This window comes from Gemella haemolysans (assembly GCF_901873445.1).
In the GTDB taxonomy this organism is placed as follows: domain Bacteria; phylum Bacillota; class Bacilli; order Staphylococcales; family Gemellaceae; genus Gemella; species Gemella haemolysans_C.
In genome coordinates, this window is the sequence record NZ_CABFLN010000059.1 from 23,841 (window position 1) to 42,562 (window position 18,722).

The following is an 18,722-nucleotide window of genomic DNA, read 5'->3' on the forward strand; positions in this document are numbered from 1 at the left end:
TATCGACATGTTAAAGGAGTAGCTATGCTAGATCTTATTAGAAATAAAAAATTCAATATTTACAAGACATTAAATATTGTAAATCCTCTTATTCCTATCGCCACTGATGAAATGTTTTTACGTTCGGTTTCTGATAATAATGAATGTATATTACACCTATACACCCTACCAAATTCTGCAATAATCGGAGCCCCAGATACTCGTGTACCATTCTTCGACGAAGCATTATTCGCATTTTATAGAAATAATATTATTCCCGCTGTTAGAAATATCGGAGGACTAGGAATAATTTCAGATAAAGGTATATTAAATTTATCAATAATAATGAATAAGCCAAAAGAGAACTTCTCAATCAATGAAGGATACGAGCTTATGACCGACTTTATCAAAGCCGTCTTCCCAGAAGGTGCTAATAAAATCGACGCGATAGAAATAACAAACTCATACTGTCCTGGAGATTATGACCTAAGTATAAATGGAAAAAAATTCGCTGGAATCGCTCAAAGAAAGATCAAAGATTCGGTAGTTGTTTCAATATATATAAGTATCTTTGGAGATCAACAAAAACGTGCGAACATAATGCGTGAATTTTACGATATCGGAATTAAAGATCAACAGATAAATTACAAATACCCAAAAATTGATCCGAACTATATGGAAACATTAGAAAAACTTCTTCATAAAGAGTTTACTCTAGAGGATGTTTATGAAAGAGTTGAAAAAGTATTATATTCATTAGACTGTGAACAAGTTGAAGGAGAATATACAGAAGAAATGATTGAAGAATACAACAGTATCTTCGAACAAGCAAAAGAGAGAAATGAGCATTTCTTAGAGGGAAGATAATAAAATCAGGAGTTGAGAAAAACTCCATTCAAAATAATAAATATACAGTAAAGCTAGTCAGAATTATTTATTTTCTAACTAGCTTTATTTATATATATTTATAATAAATGTAAAATCACATTGACCCAAAGCCAACTAAATGGCATTACTAGTATCATCGCAGGTACCATATCTACAACCGGAAACATCTTAAGTTTCAATATTCTAAATCCTGCTGCGACCATTAAAAAACCACCACACGCCTTAAAGTCATTAATCATTTCAGGTGTAGTAAGTGGAACTATTAAACCAGCTGATAAAAATAAAAACGTAAAAATAACAAACTGTGGTACTGCTATTAGTGAAACAATATATCCAAGATTACATGCAAAAATAGCAGCTGTAAAAAAATCCAGAATAGACTTCGTAATCAGTAGACTAGGATCCCCTGTTATACCTTCACTAAGACTTCCGTAAATTCCCATTCCACTAGAACAAAATAGCACAATAACCGTAATCAATGTAGCTAAAAATTCAGTCTCTGACATAGAAGTATTTGTTTTTGGAACAACTTTCACCATAAGTTTTTGCATTTTTGCACAAGCTCTATATACTAAATCTCCAAGATTAAAAAATAATCCTACTAATGTTCCTATAATAATCGCGAACATTACCGCAGGCATATATTTCATAAGACCGATTGAAGCTATTCCCATCCCCATTGAACAAAGACCAAATATCATATTTAATTGTTCTTTATACTTTTCAGGTAATTTATCACCCAATACTGCTCCTACTATACCCCCTAAGAATATAGCAATCGTATTAATTATTATTCCTATTGGCATTCTATATATCCTTTCTCTTTAAACTTTCTATCATAAATACTCCTACATCAATAATGTGAAGGTTAGTGATTTTCTCAAGTTCTTTTTTTATATAAGGGAAATGAGTACACCCAAGAACAACTGCTTCTACATTCGTTAATTCGAAATAATTAAACAATGTCTTAAAGTTGAAATCATCAACTATCTGTTCAGGTTTATTTCCCTCTTCTATCGCTTTAACAAGCTCCAACATTGATAATCCTAATACACGTAGACGCGGATTCGATACATAAAGATTGTTCTCAACACCCGTAAGGCCATGAGAGTTCGCCGCCATTACAGCAAGATACTTATACTCAAGACCTAGATTTCTATACATTTGCATAGGAGTAATAATAGAAATATTCATTTTTTCTGCCAATCTATCGAAATCGACAACAGAACTAAGTGAGTTACAATATACAAAGATTGCGTCGCAACCTCTCTCTTTTAATTCATCAATAATCTTTACAATAATATTTTCACGTTCTTTATCTTCTAAAGCTTGGAACGTAGTTTGTTCTACTGGATTATTAGAAATCGGCACTAAAACCACATCACCATAACCATATGAATTTAGTAACTCCGCACCTAATTTCGAATCAATCGGTGTTCCAGCCATTACCGCTATTTTCATATACCGTTCTCCTATCTATTTATCTTCTATATAATTATACATTAAAACGTCTAGTACTAATTCTAGAATAAATTCAATACCAAAAATTATTCTATTAATTATTTTACACTTTTTAAAAATAACTAATATTACAATTATACTAGTAAACTCCACTCATTACAACCTCAACTAGACTAAAAATATAACTTCTATATAATATATACGACTATTATAAGTTAATAACAAGTTATTTATAATATGGCGCGAAGTGACATTTGATTGTCGTGTTTTGCTATAGTTTTGACACTAAAAGTGATATATAATTTATTTATCAACAAACAAAAGAAATAAATTAACAAATATAATTAATAAGAGGTATAAAACAATGGAAAACAAAAAAGTAATTTTAATCACAGGTGCATCATCAGGTATGGGTAAATCTACAGCTCAAGATCTTATCAAAGCTGGACACATCGTTTACTGCGTGGCTCGTAGCGTAGACAAAATGAAAGACTTAGAAATGCTAGGTGGTCACGTAATGAAAATGGACGTAACTAATGAAGAAAACATCGATTCAGTTGTTAAAAAAATTATCGAAGAACAAGGTCGTATAGATGTTCTTTGGAATAACGCAGGTTACGGATTATACGGACCAGTTGAAGAACTTTCAATGGATCGAGTACAACAACAATTCGAAGTTAACGTATATGGTGTAGCTCGTTTAACACAAAAAGTACTTCCTTACATGAGAGAAAAACGCGATGGACTAATCATCAACACTTCTTCAATGGGTGGTAAAATCTACACTCCACTTGGAGCTTGGTACCACGCAAGTAAACACGCTATCGAAGGATACAGCGACTGCTTACGTATCGAATTAAAAGCATTCAACATTAAAGTTGTTGTATTAGAACCAGGTGTAATTGATACTGGATTCAACCAAGGGGTTCGTGATAACTTCTCATTCGAATCAAAAAATGGTCCATATAAAGAAGTAGTAAATGCTTATATCAAAGCTATGGATAACCCACCTATGAAAGGGTCTAATCCTAAAGTAATCTCTAAAACAGTACAAAAAATTATCAACGCTCGCAAACCAAAAACTCGTTATGTTGCTGGTCAAGGTGGAAAATTCCTAATAGCTCTTCGTAATATCTTCGGTGATAGAGTATACGACGCACTAATGTACAGCAAAATGAAATAATATTAAGTGAAGGGGCTTTGCCCCTTTTCTTATTAAATTTTACAATTACTTATATAATAGTTTAAAAAATGACTAATATAGTTTAAAATAATTATAATAAATAGATAAATATAGAATTGAGGACTAGTATGAAACTTACAATAAGCTATCAACTACAAGATTTTTTAAAAAGTTTAGGTGCAGATATATCTGTACTTTTACAAAAAGCTGAAATTCCGAATAAGCTTAGAGAAGAGGAAGTTAATTTAACATCATTAGAATTTTATAGACTTCTATTACAATTAGATCAAGTTATGTCAGAAGATAACATTCGTGATTTGAGTCAAATATCTCATCTACAGATGTTTATTCCAGCCTTCTTCGCATCACTAGCCTCTCCACATGGATTTGAGGCATTAGAAAGATTTTCCCGATTCAAGAAAATTATTGGGCCAATCGAAGTTGATTTAGTAGAAGGACCAACCACAGTAACAGTAACTTACAAATTTTCTCATCCGAATATGGAATTACCAAAATTTACTATTCTTAATGAACAACTTCTAATATTAGATTTATTAAGAACTGGAATTGGAGAAAAAATAATTCCATTAAGTGTCGAATCTCCATATGATTACAACACAACTACAACAGAAATATTTGGAACGATTATACAAAAATCAGATACAAACCGTTTAATTTTTGATAAAAATGATTTAAACAAACCATTTTTAACTCAAAACAATATCATGTGGAAATATTTAGAGCCTGAACTTAATAAACAACTAGCTGAACAAATCAACGAACAAAGTTTTGCAGGATACGTTCAAAAAGAACTATATTCAGCAATTCCAAGTGGACTATTTTTGGCTGAAGATATTGCTGATCGACTAGGTGTTAGTACAAGAACTTTACAACGTAATCTTTCTGCAGAAAATACTACTTTTAAACAAGAATTACAAGCTGTTCAAAAAGCAATGGCCTTCTCATATTTCAAGATGAACTTACCTACTGAAGAAATTTCAGATTTAATAGGATATAGTGATGTAAATGCATTTAGTCGTGCATTCAAAAAATGGACAGGAATAACTATTACCGAATATAAAAAACAACACGGATTATAGAAATAAACTTTAAAATAAAACATAAAAGAAAACATAAAAGAAAACAGGTAGCATGCTCTATCTGTTTTCTTTCTTAAAGGATTTATTCTAATTTCCCCTTGTTTTGGGAGTATGAATAAAACTCTGTAAATTCTTTATACATAAAAAATTAAGGGCTGGGATTAATTTCCCAGCCCTATAATTTATAGATAATTTATTATTTAATATCTATTTTCAATTGATCATCTACATAGTCTAAGTGGATTTCCATTCCATCTTCGATACCATGGCGGATTAATTCAACTGAAAGTTTGTTTTCGATTTGACTTTGGATGAATCGTTTAAGTGGACGAGCACCGAATTTCATATCAAATCCAGCAGTCGCAACCCAACTAGAAATATTATCAGTATATGTTAAAATAATATTTCTATTAGCGATACGTGCAACAAGTTCATTAAGAAGTTTATTAGCGATTCCTTTAATATTATCTTGTGTTAATGGTTTGAAGATAATAATATCATCCATACGGTTAAGAATTTCTGGTTTGAAGTATCCGTAAAGTTGGTTAGTAACATTTTTACGAGTTTCTTCAGAAATTACACCGTCTTTAACTTCTTCTAATAGTTCTAATGAACCAATGTTAGAAGTCATAATAATAATTGTATTTTTGAAATCTACTACTACACCTTTAGAATCAGTAAGTGTACCTTCATCTAATAATTGTAGTAAGATGTTAAACACATCTGGATGCGCTTTTTCAATTTCGTCCATTAAGATAATACTGTAAGGATTACGTCTTACACTTTCAGTAAGTTGACCACCTTCTTCATAACCGATGTATCCTGGAGGGGCACCGATTAAACGGCTAACTGAGTGTTTTTCCATATATTCACTCATGTCGATACGTACAATGTTACGTTCATCATCGAATAGGTTAAGAGCTAATGCTTTAGCAAGCTCAGTTTTACCTACCCCAGTAGGACCTAAGAATAGGAAGCTACCGATCGGTCTATTAGGATCTGCGATACCAGCACGAGAACGTAAGATCGCATTAGTTACACTCTCTACAGCTTCATCTTGACCTATTACTTTTTCATGAATAGTATCAGCTAAATGTAATAATTTTTCTTTTTCAGTTTCTACTAGACGAGTTACAGGAATACCGGTCATTTGACTTACGATAAATCCAATCTCATCTTCAGTAACTTCTTGTTTTAGAAGTTTGTACTCTTCATATTTAGATTTTTCTTCTAATTCTTCTAACTCTTGAGTTAATTTTGGTAAAGTAGAATATTGTAACTCAGAAGCTTTTTCTAAATCATAGCTATTTTGAGCTTGCTCTAATTCAACTTTAACTCTGTCGATTTTTTCACGAAGATTTTTAACAGCTGATAATTTTTCTTTTTCACTATCAACTTGAAGTTGAAGTTTATTTTGTTCTTCTTTTAGGTTAGCCAACTCTTCTTTTAAGTTTTCTAAACGTCTTTTAGACACATCATCATCTTCACCACTTAAGGCTTTTTCTTCTATTTCAAGTTGCATTACTTTACGATTAATTGTATCTAATTCAGCTGGGTTAGAAGAGTTCTCAGTTTTAATAGTAGCACAAGCTTGGTCGATTAAATCGATAGCTTTGTCCGGTAAGAATCTATCAGTAATATATCTGTTAGATAATTCTGCAGCTTCTACAATCGCACGGTCAGAGATTTTCACACCGTGATAAACTTCGAATCTTTCTTTAAGACCACGTAGTATTGAGATTGTGTCTTCTACTGTTGGTTCTTTAACAAGAACTTTTTGGAAACGACGTTCTAATGCAGAGTCTTTTTCGATATATTGACGATATTCATTAAGAGTTGTAGCACCGATACAGTGAAGTTCACCACGAGCAAGCATTGGTTTTAAGATGTTACCAGCATCCATTGCTCCGTCAGTTTTACCAGCACCAACAAGCATGTGAATTTCATCGATGAATAGAATAATTTTTCCTTCTTGTTCTTTAACTTCTTTTAATACAGCTTTTAGTCGTTCCTCGAACTCACCACGATATTTAGCTCCTGCAACTAAACTAGTAAGGTCAAGTTCGAATACAGTTTTGTCTTTAAGACTTTCAGGTACATCACCGCGTACAATACGTTGAGCCAGTGCTTCAACAATCGCAGTTTTACCTACCCCAGGTTCCCCTATCAACACTGGATTATTTTTTGTTTTTCTAGATAAAATTCTAATTACATTTCTTATTTCTTCATCACGTCCTATTACAGGATCAATTTTACCACTACGTGCAGCTTCTACAAGATCACGACCATATTTTTCTAAAACTTCGTAGTTGTTTTCTGGATTTTCGTTCATAACTTTTTTACCTCCTCTGATATTATCGATAACGGCTACTAAATCTTTTAACGTAGTCACCTTATCGATATATTTTTTTACTATACTATTTTTCAAATAACTCGCAAGAACAATATGTTCACACGAAATAAATTTATCTTCATATTTATCTTTATATTTATTAGCTTCTATTAATAAAGCATTCAAATCATTACTTAGGTAACTAGCATAATTGATATTATCTCCTTCTACACTATTTACTTTCGCAATCTCGTTATCTAATTCATGAGTTAAATTTACCTTATCAACATTTACTCTTCCTAATATATCACTATATAAATTACTACCAGTAAGAGCCGCTTTTAAGAACATCTCACTCGTAATACTTTGACTTTTTTTATCTGTTGCTAATTCGGAAGATTTCGCTAAGATTTCTTTCACACTATTAGTAAAACTATTAATATCCATTGTAAATCTCCTTTGATTAAATTATTAGATCAAAAGGTACTTTTATTAGTTAACCAGTATCTCTAATATAATAAAGATACTACCCTCAAAAGATACAACTAAATATTTAACAAACTAAAAAGTTTTATGGAATATATTTAAGTTTCATCTTTTTGACCTTTTTTGACCTTAAATAAATTATAACATGTTTGACCTTTTTTGACAATAGTTTTTTTAAAAAAATTTAAAAAAAGAAAAAAAGCTCACAAAGCTTATGTTGACAAGCTTCAAACTATATATTATACTTAATATTATCTTAGAGATATAAAAATATATGCTCTACTGGTAACTTTCTCAGAGAGATTAATATCTGCTCTGTAAGACACTTATGAGATTTCATAGGGGTTTTTTTTAGTATAAAAAAACACCACATATATATTATTAAAATACATATGTGGCAATTTTTTATATCTAAACGTAATTTTCAAACTGAATTATTTTTATCCCGTATCATCAGCAAACGGCATTATTTGCGAACTGAATTACTTCTACCCCGCTCCATCAGCAAGCAGCACTATTTTCAAATTGCTTTATTAACATTTTAAACACAATCAAACATTTTTTTTGCATATGATTCCATATCATTAGGATTTATCATATTATATTTTTCTCTAACGTCTTTGAAATATCTTCCAATATACTCTTTTTTTATTATCTCGGTAGATGATTCCAATTCTGGAATTTTTCCTCTAGTTTGTAACCATGGGTATTCAGAATGAGTAAATTTTTCTAATACTTTTCCGCTATAGCAGCAAAAATGTTTTACTACATTTTCCATAATTATCAACTCTGATGATGTAAACATAGTGTCTGAAACTTCTATTTTTGATTCAATTGGATCAAATTTATAATGTTTATATTTAAAATAAACCTTCGGATATACAGGACCATGTGCCCACGCCTGGCAATCTTCTTCAAATAAGAATTCATTATTAAACGCATAATAAAATCCTTGTACATAATACAATGATTTTTGTAACGCTAATGGCGTAATATCTTCGCAACGATTTAAGATATAATTAATAACCATATTTATTTTCGACTCTTCATTTAAATTCCCTTCAAGAATTTTATCAACTGCTTCTTTACTTTTTTTATACGCAATTTCTGAAGGTAATTTTTCCTTATTATTTTCTAAAAGTTCACTATAAAATACTGGACTTTCATAAATTTTATTTAGTATATCGGAATACTGTTTACTAGGAATATCTCCATTACAGTAACGTGAATAAGTTTGTTCACCCCATCCTAATAACAACGACAACGGACGCTTAGATATATTATACTTTTCGCATATTTCTAATATTTTCTCTAAAGAGATGATACCATTCTTTTCTCTATATACATCATATAAAGCTTTTAGATTATAATCATTTATACTATTCACAAAGATATCAGATTTACATTCTTTACATTTAGCAACTTTACCTGTGTAAGTATAAGTCTCACCCTTTATAATTCCTATCATTTGTTCTTCAATTACGCTATACTCAACATCATTTCTACAATTTTCACAAAAAACTTTTTCCATATCAGCATTCCTCACTTACATTTACCTATTTCAAAATATACATCATCAATATAATTAGATTATCTAAATGCATAATCTATTTCTTTATTACATTTATGAAAGGAAATCACTATAGTTCTATTTGTCTCTCCATAATCAATTATATTAAACTTTGTATAAATATCTACGACTTCTTCTACATCATCTATATTAAATAAACTTACTTGAGGGACAAAAACATACAATACTTCATGTTCATATCCAACATTCGTATTCTGCAACGAGTGACAAAAATCATCAACTTTAATATTTAATAATATTCTTTTTTGCTTATCACTTCTAATATTATAATCGTTAACAAATACGATATTTTCTCTTCTATTTTGATTGAATGAAATCGTGTATTTATTGCATTCTATACATTTTTTTATTATACACAGAATATTTTCTATATCTTCTTTTGTATAATTTTTATTATAATTAGGGTTCATGTAATCACCTCTTTATACTATCATCATAACTAAAACTATGATTTTTGTCAATTAAAAATGTATCAATTAGTACACTTTTTTTGAAAAAAGAAGTCAATTTTATTATTATTATGTTACTAAAAAACGCTTATCTAGCATGCAACTACATAAGCGGTTTTCTAATTTAATCTTATTCTTTATTCCTTCTCACTCACAAAACCATTTTTTTCTAATAGTTCTTTAGTTACTTTTTCTATTCCTGAAGGTTGTGCATAGAAGTCAGCGAATTTCCTAGTCCATGTTTTTGTCTCACGTGCTTCAGCAAAGTCTAACATAGTTTGACGGTATTCTTTTAATACTTCTACGTTTGATTTAGGGAATTCATTGTATCCTACATTAGCCACTTCTGGTAATCTAGGTTTAACTTTTTCTGTAGATAACTCTTCATCTTTGACACCGATACTTAGTCCACATAAGAACAGTGCATTTTTTGGAATATTTAGTAATTCGGAAATCTTATCTCCAAAACCTCTTACTCCACCGCAATAAACAATTCCGTATCCTAAAGACTCAGCAGCTAAAGCGGCATTTTGCATCGCAATACCAACATCCAAAGTACCGATAAGTAGTGGTTCATGTTGATTAGAAATATCAAACTCTCCACCTTCAATATCAAACGCTAATTTGATGTTAGTATAATCTAAACAATAAAGTAAAAACGTAGCTGAATTTTCAATATGAGCAGCATTACCAGGTGCTTTATCACGGATTAAATCAGCTATTTGTTGTTTAGTTTCACCTGTTGTTACGATAATACTATAGTGTTGACCATTCATCCAGCTAGATCCTTGTTTAGAACTAGCAATGATTTGCTCAAGGTGTTCTTTAGGTAGTTCTTTTCCTTTTACAAAACTACGAGTCGTACGATGATCTAGCATCGTTTTAATTACTTCATTCATATGTTACCTCCAAAAATTTCTAGTAATAGTATCTTAATTATAACGTGAAAAAGAATAGAATGAAAGAAAATAGGATGATAATACTCTATATTTTTATCTTTTTTAATATAACTTTTACATATTGACAATCTCCTAATTAAAAAGCAAGGTTATTTCTCCTATATTTCAATATAGTTTGAGAGTGAACTATATAAATTAAGTATTGTAGCACATCTTTTCCTAATACTACTTTTTGACGTTTGAACGTAAATAGAATATTGATTTTCAGCTATATAGCCACTACAATTAAATTATAAGTTCTTTATAAAAAATTTAAAATTTAATTTAACATTATTATAAAAAGAGAGGTTTCTTATGAACATTCAAAAAATTATAGAAGTATTTTTAAAAATTGTACTATCACTATTATTTTTTAATATTTTTTATTTACCAATATTAATACTAAACAATATTTCTGCTATAGAGATATTAACATTTATGATAGCAACAATTATTATAGAATTCATTATAGCTAAACTGTATAGATTGTTATTTAAAATCGATAAAAGAGATAGAATACCAAGACCTATTTCTACTATGTTATTTCTTATATCAATTCTAATTTCTATTTTAATCACTAAGATAAATATAAGTATCCAAACAATTATTGTGTTAATATCATTAAGTATTATCCTTATAGGTTTAGAAAAAGTACTGGCTTCCATAAACAAAAAATTAAGTAATGTTCTTGAAAAATTAGATGATTGATTCTTGAAATATAAAAAAATCCCTTTGAAATCTTACCTCTTCAAAGGGATTAAAATACTATCTAGACTACTAGTGAATTATTCTTAGGCAATGTTCTGATCTTGACAAATAGCCTTAAAATATCTTTTGCTATAAACTTTTAATACCACACTAAAATTTCTTCATCAGGCATTTCCCCAGAATCGAATAACCTTTTAACATAAGATTTGGCTTTATTCGCATAAATAGGGTACCCTAATTCCCGGTCTAGCATAGATTCAACAAATACATCAACATTTCCTGTTTTTACATTTATTTCTATCATTCCTGGTATCGTATTGTTTTCTGGAAAATACCAATACCCAGTACTTTTTGAATTAAAAATTTTAACGAATTTTATCATAATTAGATACCTCCTTTTCAATTGTAACTAACTAATCATTAAGTAAAGACTTATCTAGAATACTTTTATAAATACTACTTAAATATTTTCAATACACCAAGTAAATGCTTTAGCTACACGTGAATCTGAATTGCTGAAATGCCCACCTTTATTCCATTCTAATATTGTATTTATATTATCATTTTTTAATAGTTCTTCCTGTTTTCTAATATTTTCTCCAACAGCAGACATTACTTTATTTTTCGTTTTCTCTTCAGTATCGCCTAAACTTAGATAAATAGTGTTACTTAATGGAGTATTATTATTCATAAATTTTTCCCATCCATTAAACCAAACAGAAGGAGAAGCTGTAGCAATACCTAAAAATGTATTTGACTTATACACACTCCAAAGACTGAATAAACCTGCCAAAGAATAACCACCTAGAATAAATTTAATTTCATCACCTAGATTATATTTTTCTTTAACCGCTGGTATTAATCTACTTTCAATAAATTCTAAAGTATCTTTAGCCCCAGAACCGAAAGATTTATTTCCAAATGCTGGAGGTGCTTCCCAAGGAGAAAGTTCATTATTCCAATCCTCTATTGTAAAAGCAATAAGCGAGAATTGTTTTGCTGTATTTTTTTGAATTTCTTCTACTTCATTATCCAATACTTCTATATCATGTTCATCAACAGGTTGAATCAATAAGTATTTTGCAGTATCAGTTATATATCCAATACACGATTTATTGTCTATTACAAAATTCTCTTTTCTATGTTTCATTAGTTTCTCTCCTGTAACATTTCTTTATACATATATAATATAATTCTCTTCATTTCTCTTTAAACATCGTCTACTAACGATATTTAATAGTTCTCTAGTATTCCATTAATACTGGATACTTCATAAGAATTCCTATTAATTCTTAACAGAGCTTATTCCCTTTTCACTATCATTACCAAATTTTCATTTTATAATCTATTATTAACTCATGCTACAATGATACCATTTTTAGTAGTAATGTCAATAGCCACATCTAGAATATTGCTCAAATTTCACAAACATAGCAAAAGCCTTTGGAATTAGCTATTCCAAAGACTTTCAATTATTATTTTATATATACTGTTCTAATAATACACACTATTTCATTCTTATGTATACACGTCATGTCATAATTTTTTTGAGATACTTGTTTGTATTATTAAACCAATTTTTCGTAACCTTCTTTAATTTTATTTAATAAAGCTGTATCTGTTAATTCTGTTACTTCACTTAAAGCTTCAATAACACCTTTATCTTTAATTAGTTGTTCAAGTTTTACAGATTGTTCATCTTCTTCAGATTTAAATGTAAGTATATATGAACAAGCTTTTAGTAAAGCACTATTTGATAATCCTAATTCTTCTGTTTCTCTAATAGGTTTAATAAATCTTTCGTTATATCCTAATTTTCTTATAGGAGTACGACAAATTCTAGAAACATTATCTACAATACGAGGATTTTCAAAGCGTTTGATTGTTTTATTTCTATAAGCTTCCATCTCTGCTTTATCGAATCCCCATTTTTTCTCAAGTAATGCACTAGTTTCTTCTAATACAGCAATGAAATCTTTTCTTACATCAGCATGTTTAGCACCATCTGAAACTAACTCAATACCTAAGTAATTCGCAATATAGCTTAGTGCTGCATGCCCTGTATTTACCGTAAATAGTTTTCTTTCAATAAACGGATTAAGATCTTCTACGTAGTGTACTTGTTCAATATTTCTATTACTTTCTACTTTAATTTTATTCGCTTCTATTACCCATTCACAGAATTTCTCCACTTCAACTAGAAGAACATCATCATGTTTTTGAGCTGGTACGATTCTATCTACTGCCGAATTTGGGAATCCTACATATTTATTAACAAACTCTTGTTCTTGTTCTGAAAGATGTTTAAACACTTCTGTTTTTAAAAAATCAGATCCAGAAATCATATTTTCACAAGCGATAATATCTAATAATTTAGTATTATTATTCACTACTTTTAATTTTAATCCTTCTGCGATATCTTTAGCTATGATAGGAAGAACATTCGGACCTATAGAAGTAGTAATTAATTCTACCTTACCAATTTCTGTATAAAGTTGTTCTTTTTCTTCAGCAATGTTTAAAGCATCAAAGTTATTAAGTTCAACTTCTTCGATATTTTCATCTAATATTCTAATAGTGTACGTGTCACGACGTTTTAAATCATTAACCACATCTTTATTAATATCTACAAAAGTAATGTGATATCCAGATTTATTTAATAATTCTCCTATGAAGCCACGTCCGATATTTCCTGCACCAAAATGTAAATTTTTCATTGTAATACCTTCTTACTAATTTTATTTTTAATTATTCAACTTCCGATAATAACGTAATAACTTCTTCTTCAGTAGCAGCGTTTACTAATTTTATAACATTTTCTTGTTCTGAACAGAAGATTGCTATTTTTGATAATAATTCTAAATGCTCCCCGTCTTTACCAGCTATACCGAATACTACGAATACCATCTTGTCTTCTGTATCTTCAGGTTTAGCAAATGAAACACCTCCTGGAATTTGAATAATAGAAATTCCTGTGCTTTTAATTGATTTTTTTGCTTCATCTGTTCCATGAGGAATCGCAATAAAGTTCCCCATGTAAGTTGATACGATTTCTTCTCTTTCTAACATCGCAGGGATGTAATCACTATCTACATATCCATTTTCTACTAAGATTTCTCCCGCTTTTCTAATCGCTTCTTCTTTATTACTAATTTCTTGCCCTAATCTAATATCTTTTTTTGTTAAATTCATCTTCATTTCTCCTTCGAGTTTTCTTGTTCTATTTCTTATAAGTTAATTATACCTTTAGTTATCCTTCTGAACAATATCAAAGTCGGCGAAACACTTTTTGCCAAAATAGAGTTATAAATACTGACAAAAAATAAATTTAGTAGTAAATCACTTTAAAACATCGCTATATATCAATTTCCTTAACAACAAAATAGCGACTTGAAATTAATTTCCAAGTCACTATAATAACTATAACTGTAAAATATAATTTTTCAAGATAAGTTCAATCTTTGTAAGGATAAAGTCTTTATTCTTACTAGCTAAAGCTTTAGTAAATACCTCATCATCTAATATCGCAATACTAATTTGACTAAGTAAATCTGTAAATTCTTGTTGATTTTGACTGACCATCACTATAAAATTATCAACATTCTGATTACTTCCCACTGAATTTTTCATAACGATACAGTCATTTAACGAACTAATTATAACAAATGGTTCTTCGATATCATTATTTAACGTATGGAAAAGAGCTATGTTCGTATTAGGAATAACTACAGAACTCTTATTATGTCTTTCTAACAGACTATTTAAAACTTTATCTTTGTTAGTAATATTCAGTGCCGAATCTGTTAAAATACCTTTTAATATTACTTCATAGTTAGCTTTGCTGTCTGTTTCAACATACTCAGTGTTTTTCAAAATAATTCGACACGCACTACTAAACTTATCAATATTGACAATATTCTCTCTTTTAACAGTATTATTCCTTTTGAAACTTCTACTAGATAATATTTTTTCACGAATTAAGTTTATATCTTTTTCTTTTAGAATAGTCGGGATTAATAAGTAATCGATATCTTGTTCCAGTTCGATTGAAGATATAACTACGTCATAATTGTTTACTAAAGATTTAGTTACCTTACTAGGAATTGTATATTCTAGATTTTTTATTTCAGGAATATTTTTTCTAATCTGACTACCTAAAATTTTTGAACTTCCAATTCCACTAGCACATATTACAAGAGCACGAATAAAATTCTTTCTATAAATTTGTTCATAACTAGATGCAAAATGTATAACGATATAACTTAACTCCGTAGAATTAAACATTATTTCATCAAAAACAACTAACAATTCTGATTTAATTACAAGATATAGCTCATTGTAATTTTTCAATACAAAATCTTGTAATTCATCATTTTCTTCTATTAAGTTCATCTGATGTCTTTTTATCGCAGATTCAACATGCGCAATAAGACCACTAGAAAGATTCGTATCTTGTGTGAAATCCACATTCATTTTTTCAGATACATATTTTATCAATAGACTAATCTTATATACTAGAGTATATGAATACTTATCATTTAAATATGAAAGTTGTTCGATTAAACGACATGTTTTTAATATTTTGACAAGGAACTGGATTATATCATCTGTAATATCGAAGTCAATTATATCTTTAGAAGCGGTTAGTAGTGATTTTATACTATCATATTCTTGTTTCGGAATATTTTCTTTAATATCAGTTGGATATGACATTCGAAGAAAAACTACATTTAAACTTATAAGAATCTTCTTGATACTAGAATCAGTATATATTTTAAACACATCAAGATGTTTATTTTCATAAAATACCTTTTTTAAAAAATCAAAGTTCAAGAATTTAATGAATGGATTACTTGATAAAATACTACGATCATTTAATCTAGTGAAAAATTCCTCATCGCTAATCTCATTACACAGCAATGAAATAAGAAGTACTCTTCGATCTACTTCACTACCTTCTATTTCAATACCCTGTCCTTTTTTTCTAATCAATGTCAACTTGTAATCTGATAAAATCTTTTCGATAGTACCTATTGCAGTTGCAACAGTATTATAACTTAACATCAGTTTTTCAGAAATATCTTTAATCGAAGTATCTTCACTTAAAATTAAAAAGCATAATATTAAATTTAATCTAGTTTCTGTTGAATATGCATAATCTTCAAAACTAGCTTCAAATAGCGAAGAATCCAACTCAGATAAATCACCTTTTAGTACATACTTAGACTTTTCTTTCGTTAAATCAATTCCAAGTTGATCTAATGAACTCTCTAAGTTTTTAATCTCTCTATAAAGTGTTCTTTCTTTTATTTTTGTAGCTTTAGCTATCTCTTTGATACTAAGTGCTTCATCAGTATTTTTCAACAAAACTTGTAATATTAGTTTTTCACGTTCGTTAAACATATGACCTCCATTCAAAAATATCCAAAACTTTCCTTCATAATAAAAATATGACTCCCTCTTAGTAATGCATAGTGCCTTATCTAAGAAGAAGTCATAAACACTACCGTCTCTATTTACAAAATATTATATAGTTATTTTTCTATTTTTGCAAATTCTCAACGATTTCATCGTATTTTGGACTGTTTAGGAAATTATCTACAGATACGTGTAGAGCTTTTCCATTCATTTGTTTCGCTCTTGGCGTTAATTCGTTTTGAGTTACGATTAATAATCCACTTTCTTCATTTAGATTTCTAATCGCTACATTTGTTACTTCATAATCAAGTCCAGCTTTTTTCACTTTGTTACGTAGGATAGAAGCACCCATTGCTGAGCTTCCCATTCCTGCATCACAAGCGAAGATAATTCTTTTAACATCAGCATAAGAAGTTTCACTTGCATTATCAGTTGCTACGTCTTGACCTTTTGATTCAGCTTTCATGTTGCTTACTTTGCTTTGTGCTGATTCTAAGTCTCCTTCACCTTTATCACGTTTTAAGATAATACTTGCGATTACGAATGTTACTAAAGTAGATACAACTACCCCAGCTACTACAGCAAAGTAACTTCCAGTTGCTGTTTGAGCAAGTACTGCTAAAATACTACCTGGTGAAGCTGGAGCACGTAGACCTGCACCTAATAATTGGAATGTTGCTGTACCACTTACTCCACCTGCCATAGCTGCAAAGATTAATGCAGGTTTCATTAAGATGTATGGGAAGTAGATTTCGTGGATTCCACCGATGAAGTGGATGATTGCTGCACCTGGAGCAGAAGCTTTAGCAGAACCTTTTCCAAAGAACATGTAAGCTAATAAGATACCTAATCCAACACCTGGGTTAGCTTCTAATAAGTATAAAGCTGATTTACCAGTATTTAATGCTTGTTCAGTTGCGATTGGTGTTAATATACCGTGGTTAATCGCATTGTTTAAGAATAAGATTTTTGCTGGTTCGATAAACACGTTAGCAAGTGGTAATAAATGCGCATTAATAATCACATCTACACCAGCACTAAGTGCATTAGTAATAACTTTAACAATAGGTCCAATTCCAAAGAATCCTAAAATAGCTAAGATAAATCCAAGAATACCAGCTGAGAAGTTGTTTACTAACATCTCTAATCCAGTTTTAATTTTTGGTTGAACTGCTTTGTCAAATTTTTTCATTAGGTGAGCTGCGATAGGTCCCATAACCATAGCTCCTAGGAACATTGGTGTTCCACCTAAACCTTTTTCAGTGATTGTCACTGTTCCAACAATAACACCCATAGTAGCAATCGCCGCTACTACTCCTCCACGTTCATCATGAACGTTTTTACCAGCTGAATAAGAAATTAATAGTGGTAACAGGAAGAATATCATTGGTGCAACTAATGCCGCAAGTTTTGCGTTCGGCATCCATCCTGTTGGTATAAATAATGCAGTAATTAATCCCCAAGCTATGAATGCTCCAATGTTAGGCATTACCATACTTGAAAGAGCTGTACCGACTTTTTGAACTAAAACTTTTAAACTACTTTTATTTTCGCTCATAAGTATAAATCTCCTTTTGTTTTTTACTTTTATCTTATGAACTCATTATACATTCTGCCTAGTCAACGAACAATATCAAAGTAGGCAAAATGAATTTCGCCAAATTGAAAACGTAACACAAATACTTTAATACCAGTGTTTTAGGAAATAATTTCAGATTGGTGAAATAATTAAATATAGTTGATGGTTGGGGTTGACAGAAGTATAAAAGATTATAAATTCGTCAAAAAACTCGGATTGACATAAGGTCAATCGGAATAAAATTTATTTTATTTCACAGCAAATTCTTGACTACCTAGTTCAGCTCCACCTACACCTTTATATGCAGTAAGTTTTACTGGTGTGGTTAAGTCTGTAAGTTCATAAGCTACAGCACCAGAAACAGTTCCATCTTTTTTTATAGTGGCTGATTGATCACGAACTAATGTTTTATCTGGGTGCATAGCAACTTGAAGTTTATTAACTTTATTCTTATCGTTATCTTGAATTGCTCCTTGAGGAAAAGAAGCAAACCATGCACTCATTGGATTAATTATATCTTTTCCACTTTTATTTGTAGTATCTAAGAGTATTTTATTCGGTCTTGAAACACTCTAGAAAGAACTATAACTTAACCTACTTCTGAATAATC

At 30.0% G+C, this 18,722-nt stretch carries 17 protein-coding genes; 4 read left to right on the forward strand and 13 right to left on the reverse strand.

Features of this window, described 5'->3' with window-relative positions; all coding sequences use genetic code 11:
- The first annotated feature begins 24 nt into the window (after positions 1 to 24).
- Positions 25 to 846: a lipoate--protein ligase family protein gene (locus JX287_RS07115; RefSeq protein ID WP_204644169.1), complete on the forward strand. Its 822-nt coding sequence runs from the start codon at positions 25 to 27 to the stop codon at positions 844 to 846.
- A gap of 98 nt (positions 847 to 944) precedes the next feature.
- Here the strand turns inward: JX287_RS07115 and JX287_RS07120 are convergent, their stop codons facing one another.
- Together JX287_RS07120 and JX287_RS07125 are read right to left on the reverse strand one after the other, a co-directional pair.
- Entirely contained in the window at positions 945 to 1,673 is a 729-nt protein-coding gene (locus tag JX287_RS07120; protein ID WP_204644171.1) for a DUF554 domain-containing protein, read from the reverse strand.
- A gap of 1 nt (position 1,674) precedes the next feature.
- On the reverse strand, positions 1,675 to 2,328 hold the full coding sequence (locus JX287_RS07125) for an aspartate/glutamate racemase family protein (RefSeq protein ID WP_204644181.1): 654 nt from the start codon (positions 2,326 to 2,328) through the stop codon (positions 1,675 to 1,677).
- Positions 2,329 to 2,692: 364 nt separating this feature from the next.
- On the opposite strand from JX287_RS07125, the gene JX287_RS07130 reads away from it, so the two are divergent.
- Together JX287_RS07130 and JX287_RS07135 are read left to right on the forward strand one after the other, a co-directional pair.
- Positions 2,693 to 3,511 (forward strand): oxidoreductase, encoded by an 819-nt coding sequence (locus JX287_RS07130; protein WP_204644189.1) that lies wholly within the window; start codon positions 2,693 to 2,695, stop codon positions 3,509 to 3,511.
- A 128-nt stretch (positions 3,512 to 3,639) separates the two neighbouring features.
- Positions 3,640 to 4,611 (forward strand): AraC family transcriptional regulator, encoded by a 972-nt coding sequence (locus JX287_RS07135; protein ID WP_204644191.1) that lies wholly within the window; start codon positions 3,640 to 3,642, stop codon positions 4,609 to 4,611.
- A gap of 196 nt (positions 4,612 to 4,807) precedes the next feature.
- Here the strand turns inward: JX287_RS07135 and clpB are convergent, their stop codons facing one another.
- The 4 genes from clpB to JX287_RS07155 all read right to left on the reverse strand — a co-directional run bounded on the left by clpB (position 4,808) and on the right by JX287_RS07155 (position 10,368).
- Entirely contained in the window at positions 4,808 to 7,390 is a 2,583-nt protein-coding gene (clpB, locus tag JX287_RS07140) for an ATP-dependent chaperone ClpB (protein WP_204644199.1), read from the reverse strand.
- Between the two features lie 580 nt (positions 7,391 to 7,970).
- Complete coding sequence (locus JX287_RS07145; protein WP_204644201.1) at positions 7,971 to 8,960, reverse strand: type II TA system antitoxin MqsA family protein; 990 nt, start codon at positions 8,958 to 8,960, stop codon at positions 7,971 to 7,973.
- Positions 8,961 to 9,019: 59 nt separating this feature from the next.
- Positions 9,020 to 9,430: a hypothetical protein gene (locus JX287_RS07150; RefSeq protein WP_204644203.1), complete on the reverse strand. Its 411-nt coding sequence runs from the start codon at positions 9,428 to 9,430 to the stop codon at positions 9,020 to 9,022.
- Between the two features lie 176 nt (positions 9,431 to 9,606).
- Positions 9,607 to 10,368, reverse strand: a complete 762-nt coding sequence (locus tag JX287_RS07155) for a nitroreductase family protein (protein ID WP_204644212.1) — start codon at positions 10,366 to 10,368, stop codon at positions 9,607 to 9,609.
- Between the two features lie 354 nt (positions 10,369 to 10,722).
- On the opposite strand from JX287_RS07155, the gene JX287_RS07160 reads away from it, so the two are divergent.
- Positions 10,723 to 11,115: a hypothetical protein gene (locus JX287_RS07160; protein ID WP_204644214.1), complete on the forward strand. Its 393-nt coding sequence runs from the start codon at positions 10,723 to 10,725 to the stop codon at positions 11,113 to 11,115.
- A gap of 139 nt (positions 11,116 to 11,254) precedes the next feature.
- Here the strand turns inward: JX287_RS07160 and JX287_RS07165 are convergent, their stop codons facing one another.
- From JX287_RS07165 to JX287_RS07195, 7 genes are all read right to left on the reverse strand, one after another.
- On the reverse strand, positions 11,255 to 11,497 hold the full coding sequence (locus JX287_RS07165; RefSeq protein ID WP_204644216.1) for a hypothetical protein: 243 nt from the start codon (positions 11,495 to 11,497) through the stop codon (positions 11,255 to 11,257).
- 78 nt (positions 11,498 to 11,575) lie between these two features.
- The gene (locus JX287_RS07170; protein ID WP_204644218.1) at positions 11,576 to 12,265 is read right to left on the reverse strand and encodes an alpha/beta hydrolase; all 690 of its coding nucleotides are present in this window, start codon (positions 12,263 to 12,265) and stop codon (positions 11,576 to 11,578) included.
- Between the two features lie 418 nt (positions 12,266 to 12,683).
- Positions 12,684 to 13,832 carry a mannitol-1-phosphate 5-dehydrogenase gene (locus tag JX287_RS07175; protein ID WP_204644220.1) on the reverse strand — a complete coding sequence of 383 codons (1,149 nt, stop codon included), beginning with the start codon at positions 13,830 to 13,832 and terminating at the stop codon, positions 12,684 to 12,686.
- Between the two features lie 31 nt (positions 13,833 to 13,863).
- Positions 13,864 to 14,307 carry a PTS sugar transporter subunit IIA gene (locus tag JX287_RS07180; protein WP_204644222.1) on the reverse strand — a complete coding sequence of 148 codons (444 nt, stop codon included), beginning with the start codon at positions 14,305 to 14,307 and terminating at the stop codon, positions 13,864 to 13,866.
- Between the two features lie 228 nt (positions 14,308 to 14,535).
- Positions 14,536 to 16,518: a BglG family transcription antiterminator gene (locus JX287_RS07185; RefSeq protein ID WP_204644224.1), complete on the reverse strand. Its 1,983-nt coding sequence runs from the start codon at positions 16,516 to 16,518 to the stop codon at positions 14,536 to 14,538.
- Between the two features lie 139 nt (positions 16,519 to 16,657).
- On the reverse strand, positions 16,658 to 18,091 hold the full coding sequence (locus JX287_RS07190; RefSeq protein WP_204644225.1) for a PTS mannitol transporter subunit IICB: 1,434 nt from the start codon (positions 18,089 to 18,091) through the stop codon (positions 16,658 to 16,660).
- A gap of 269 nt (positions 18,092 to 18,360) precedes the next feature.
- Positions 18,361 to 18,663, reverse strand: coding sequence for a DUF5067 domain-containing protein (locus tag JX287_RS07195; protein ID WP_275576629.1), 303 nt, complete (start codon positions 18,661 to 18,663; stop codon positions 18,361 to 18,363).
- Positions 18,664 to 18,722 lie beyond the last annotated feature (59 nt).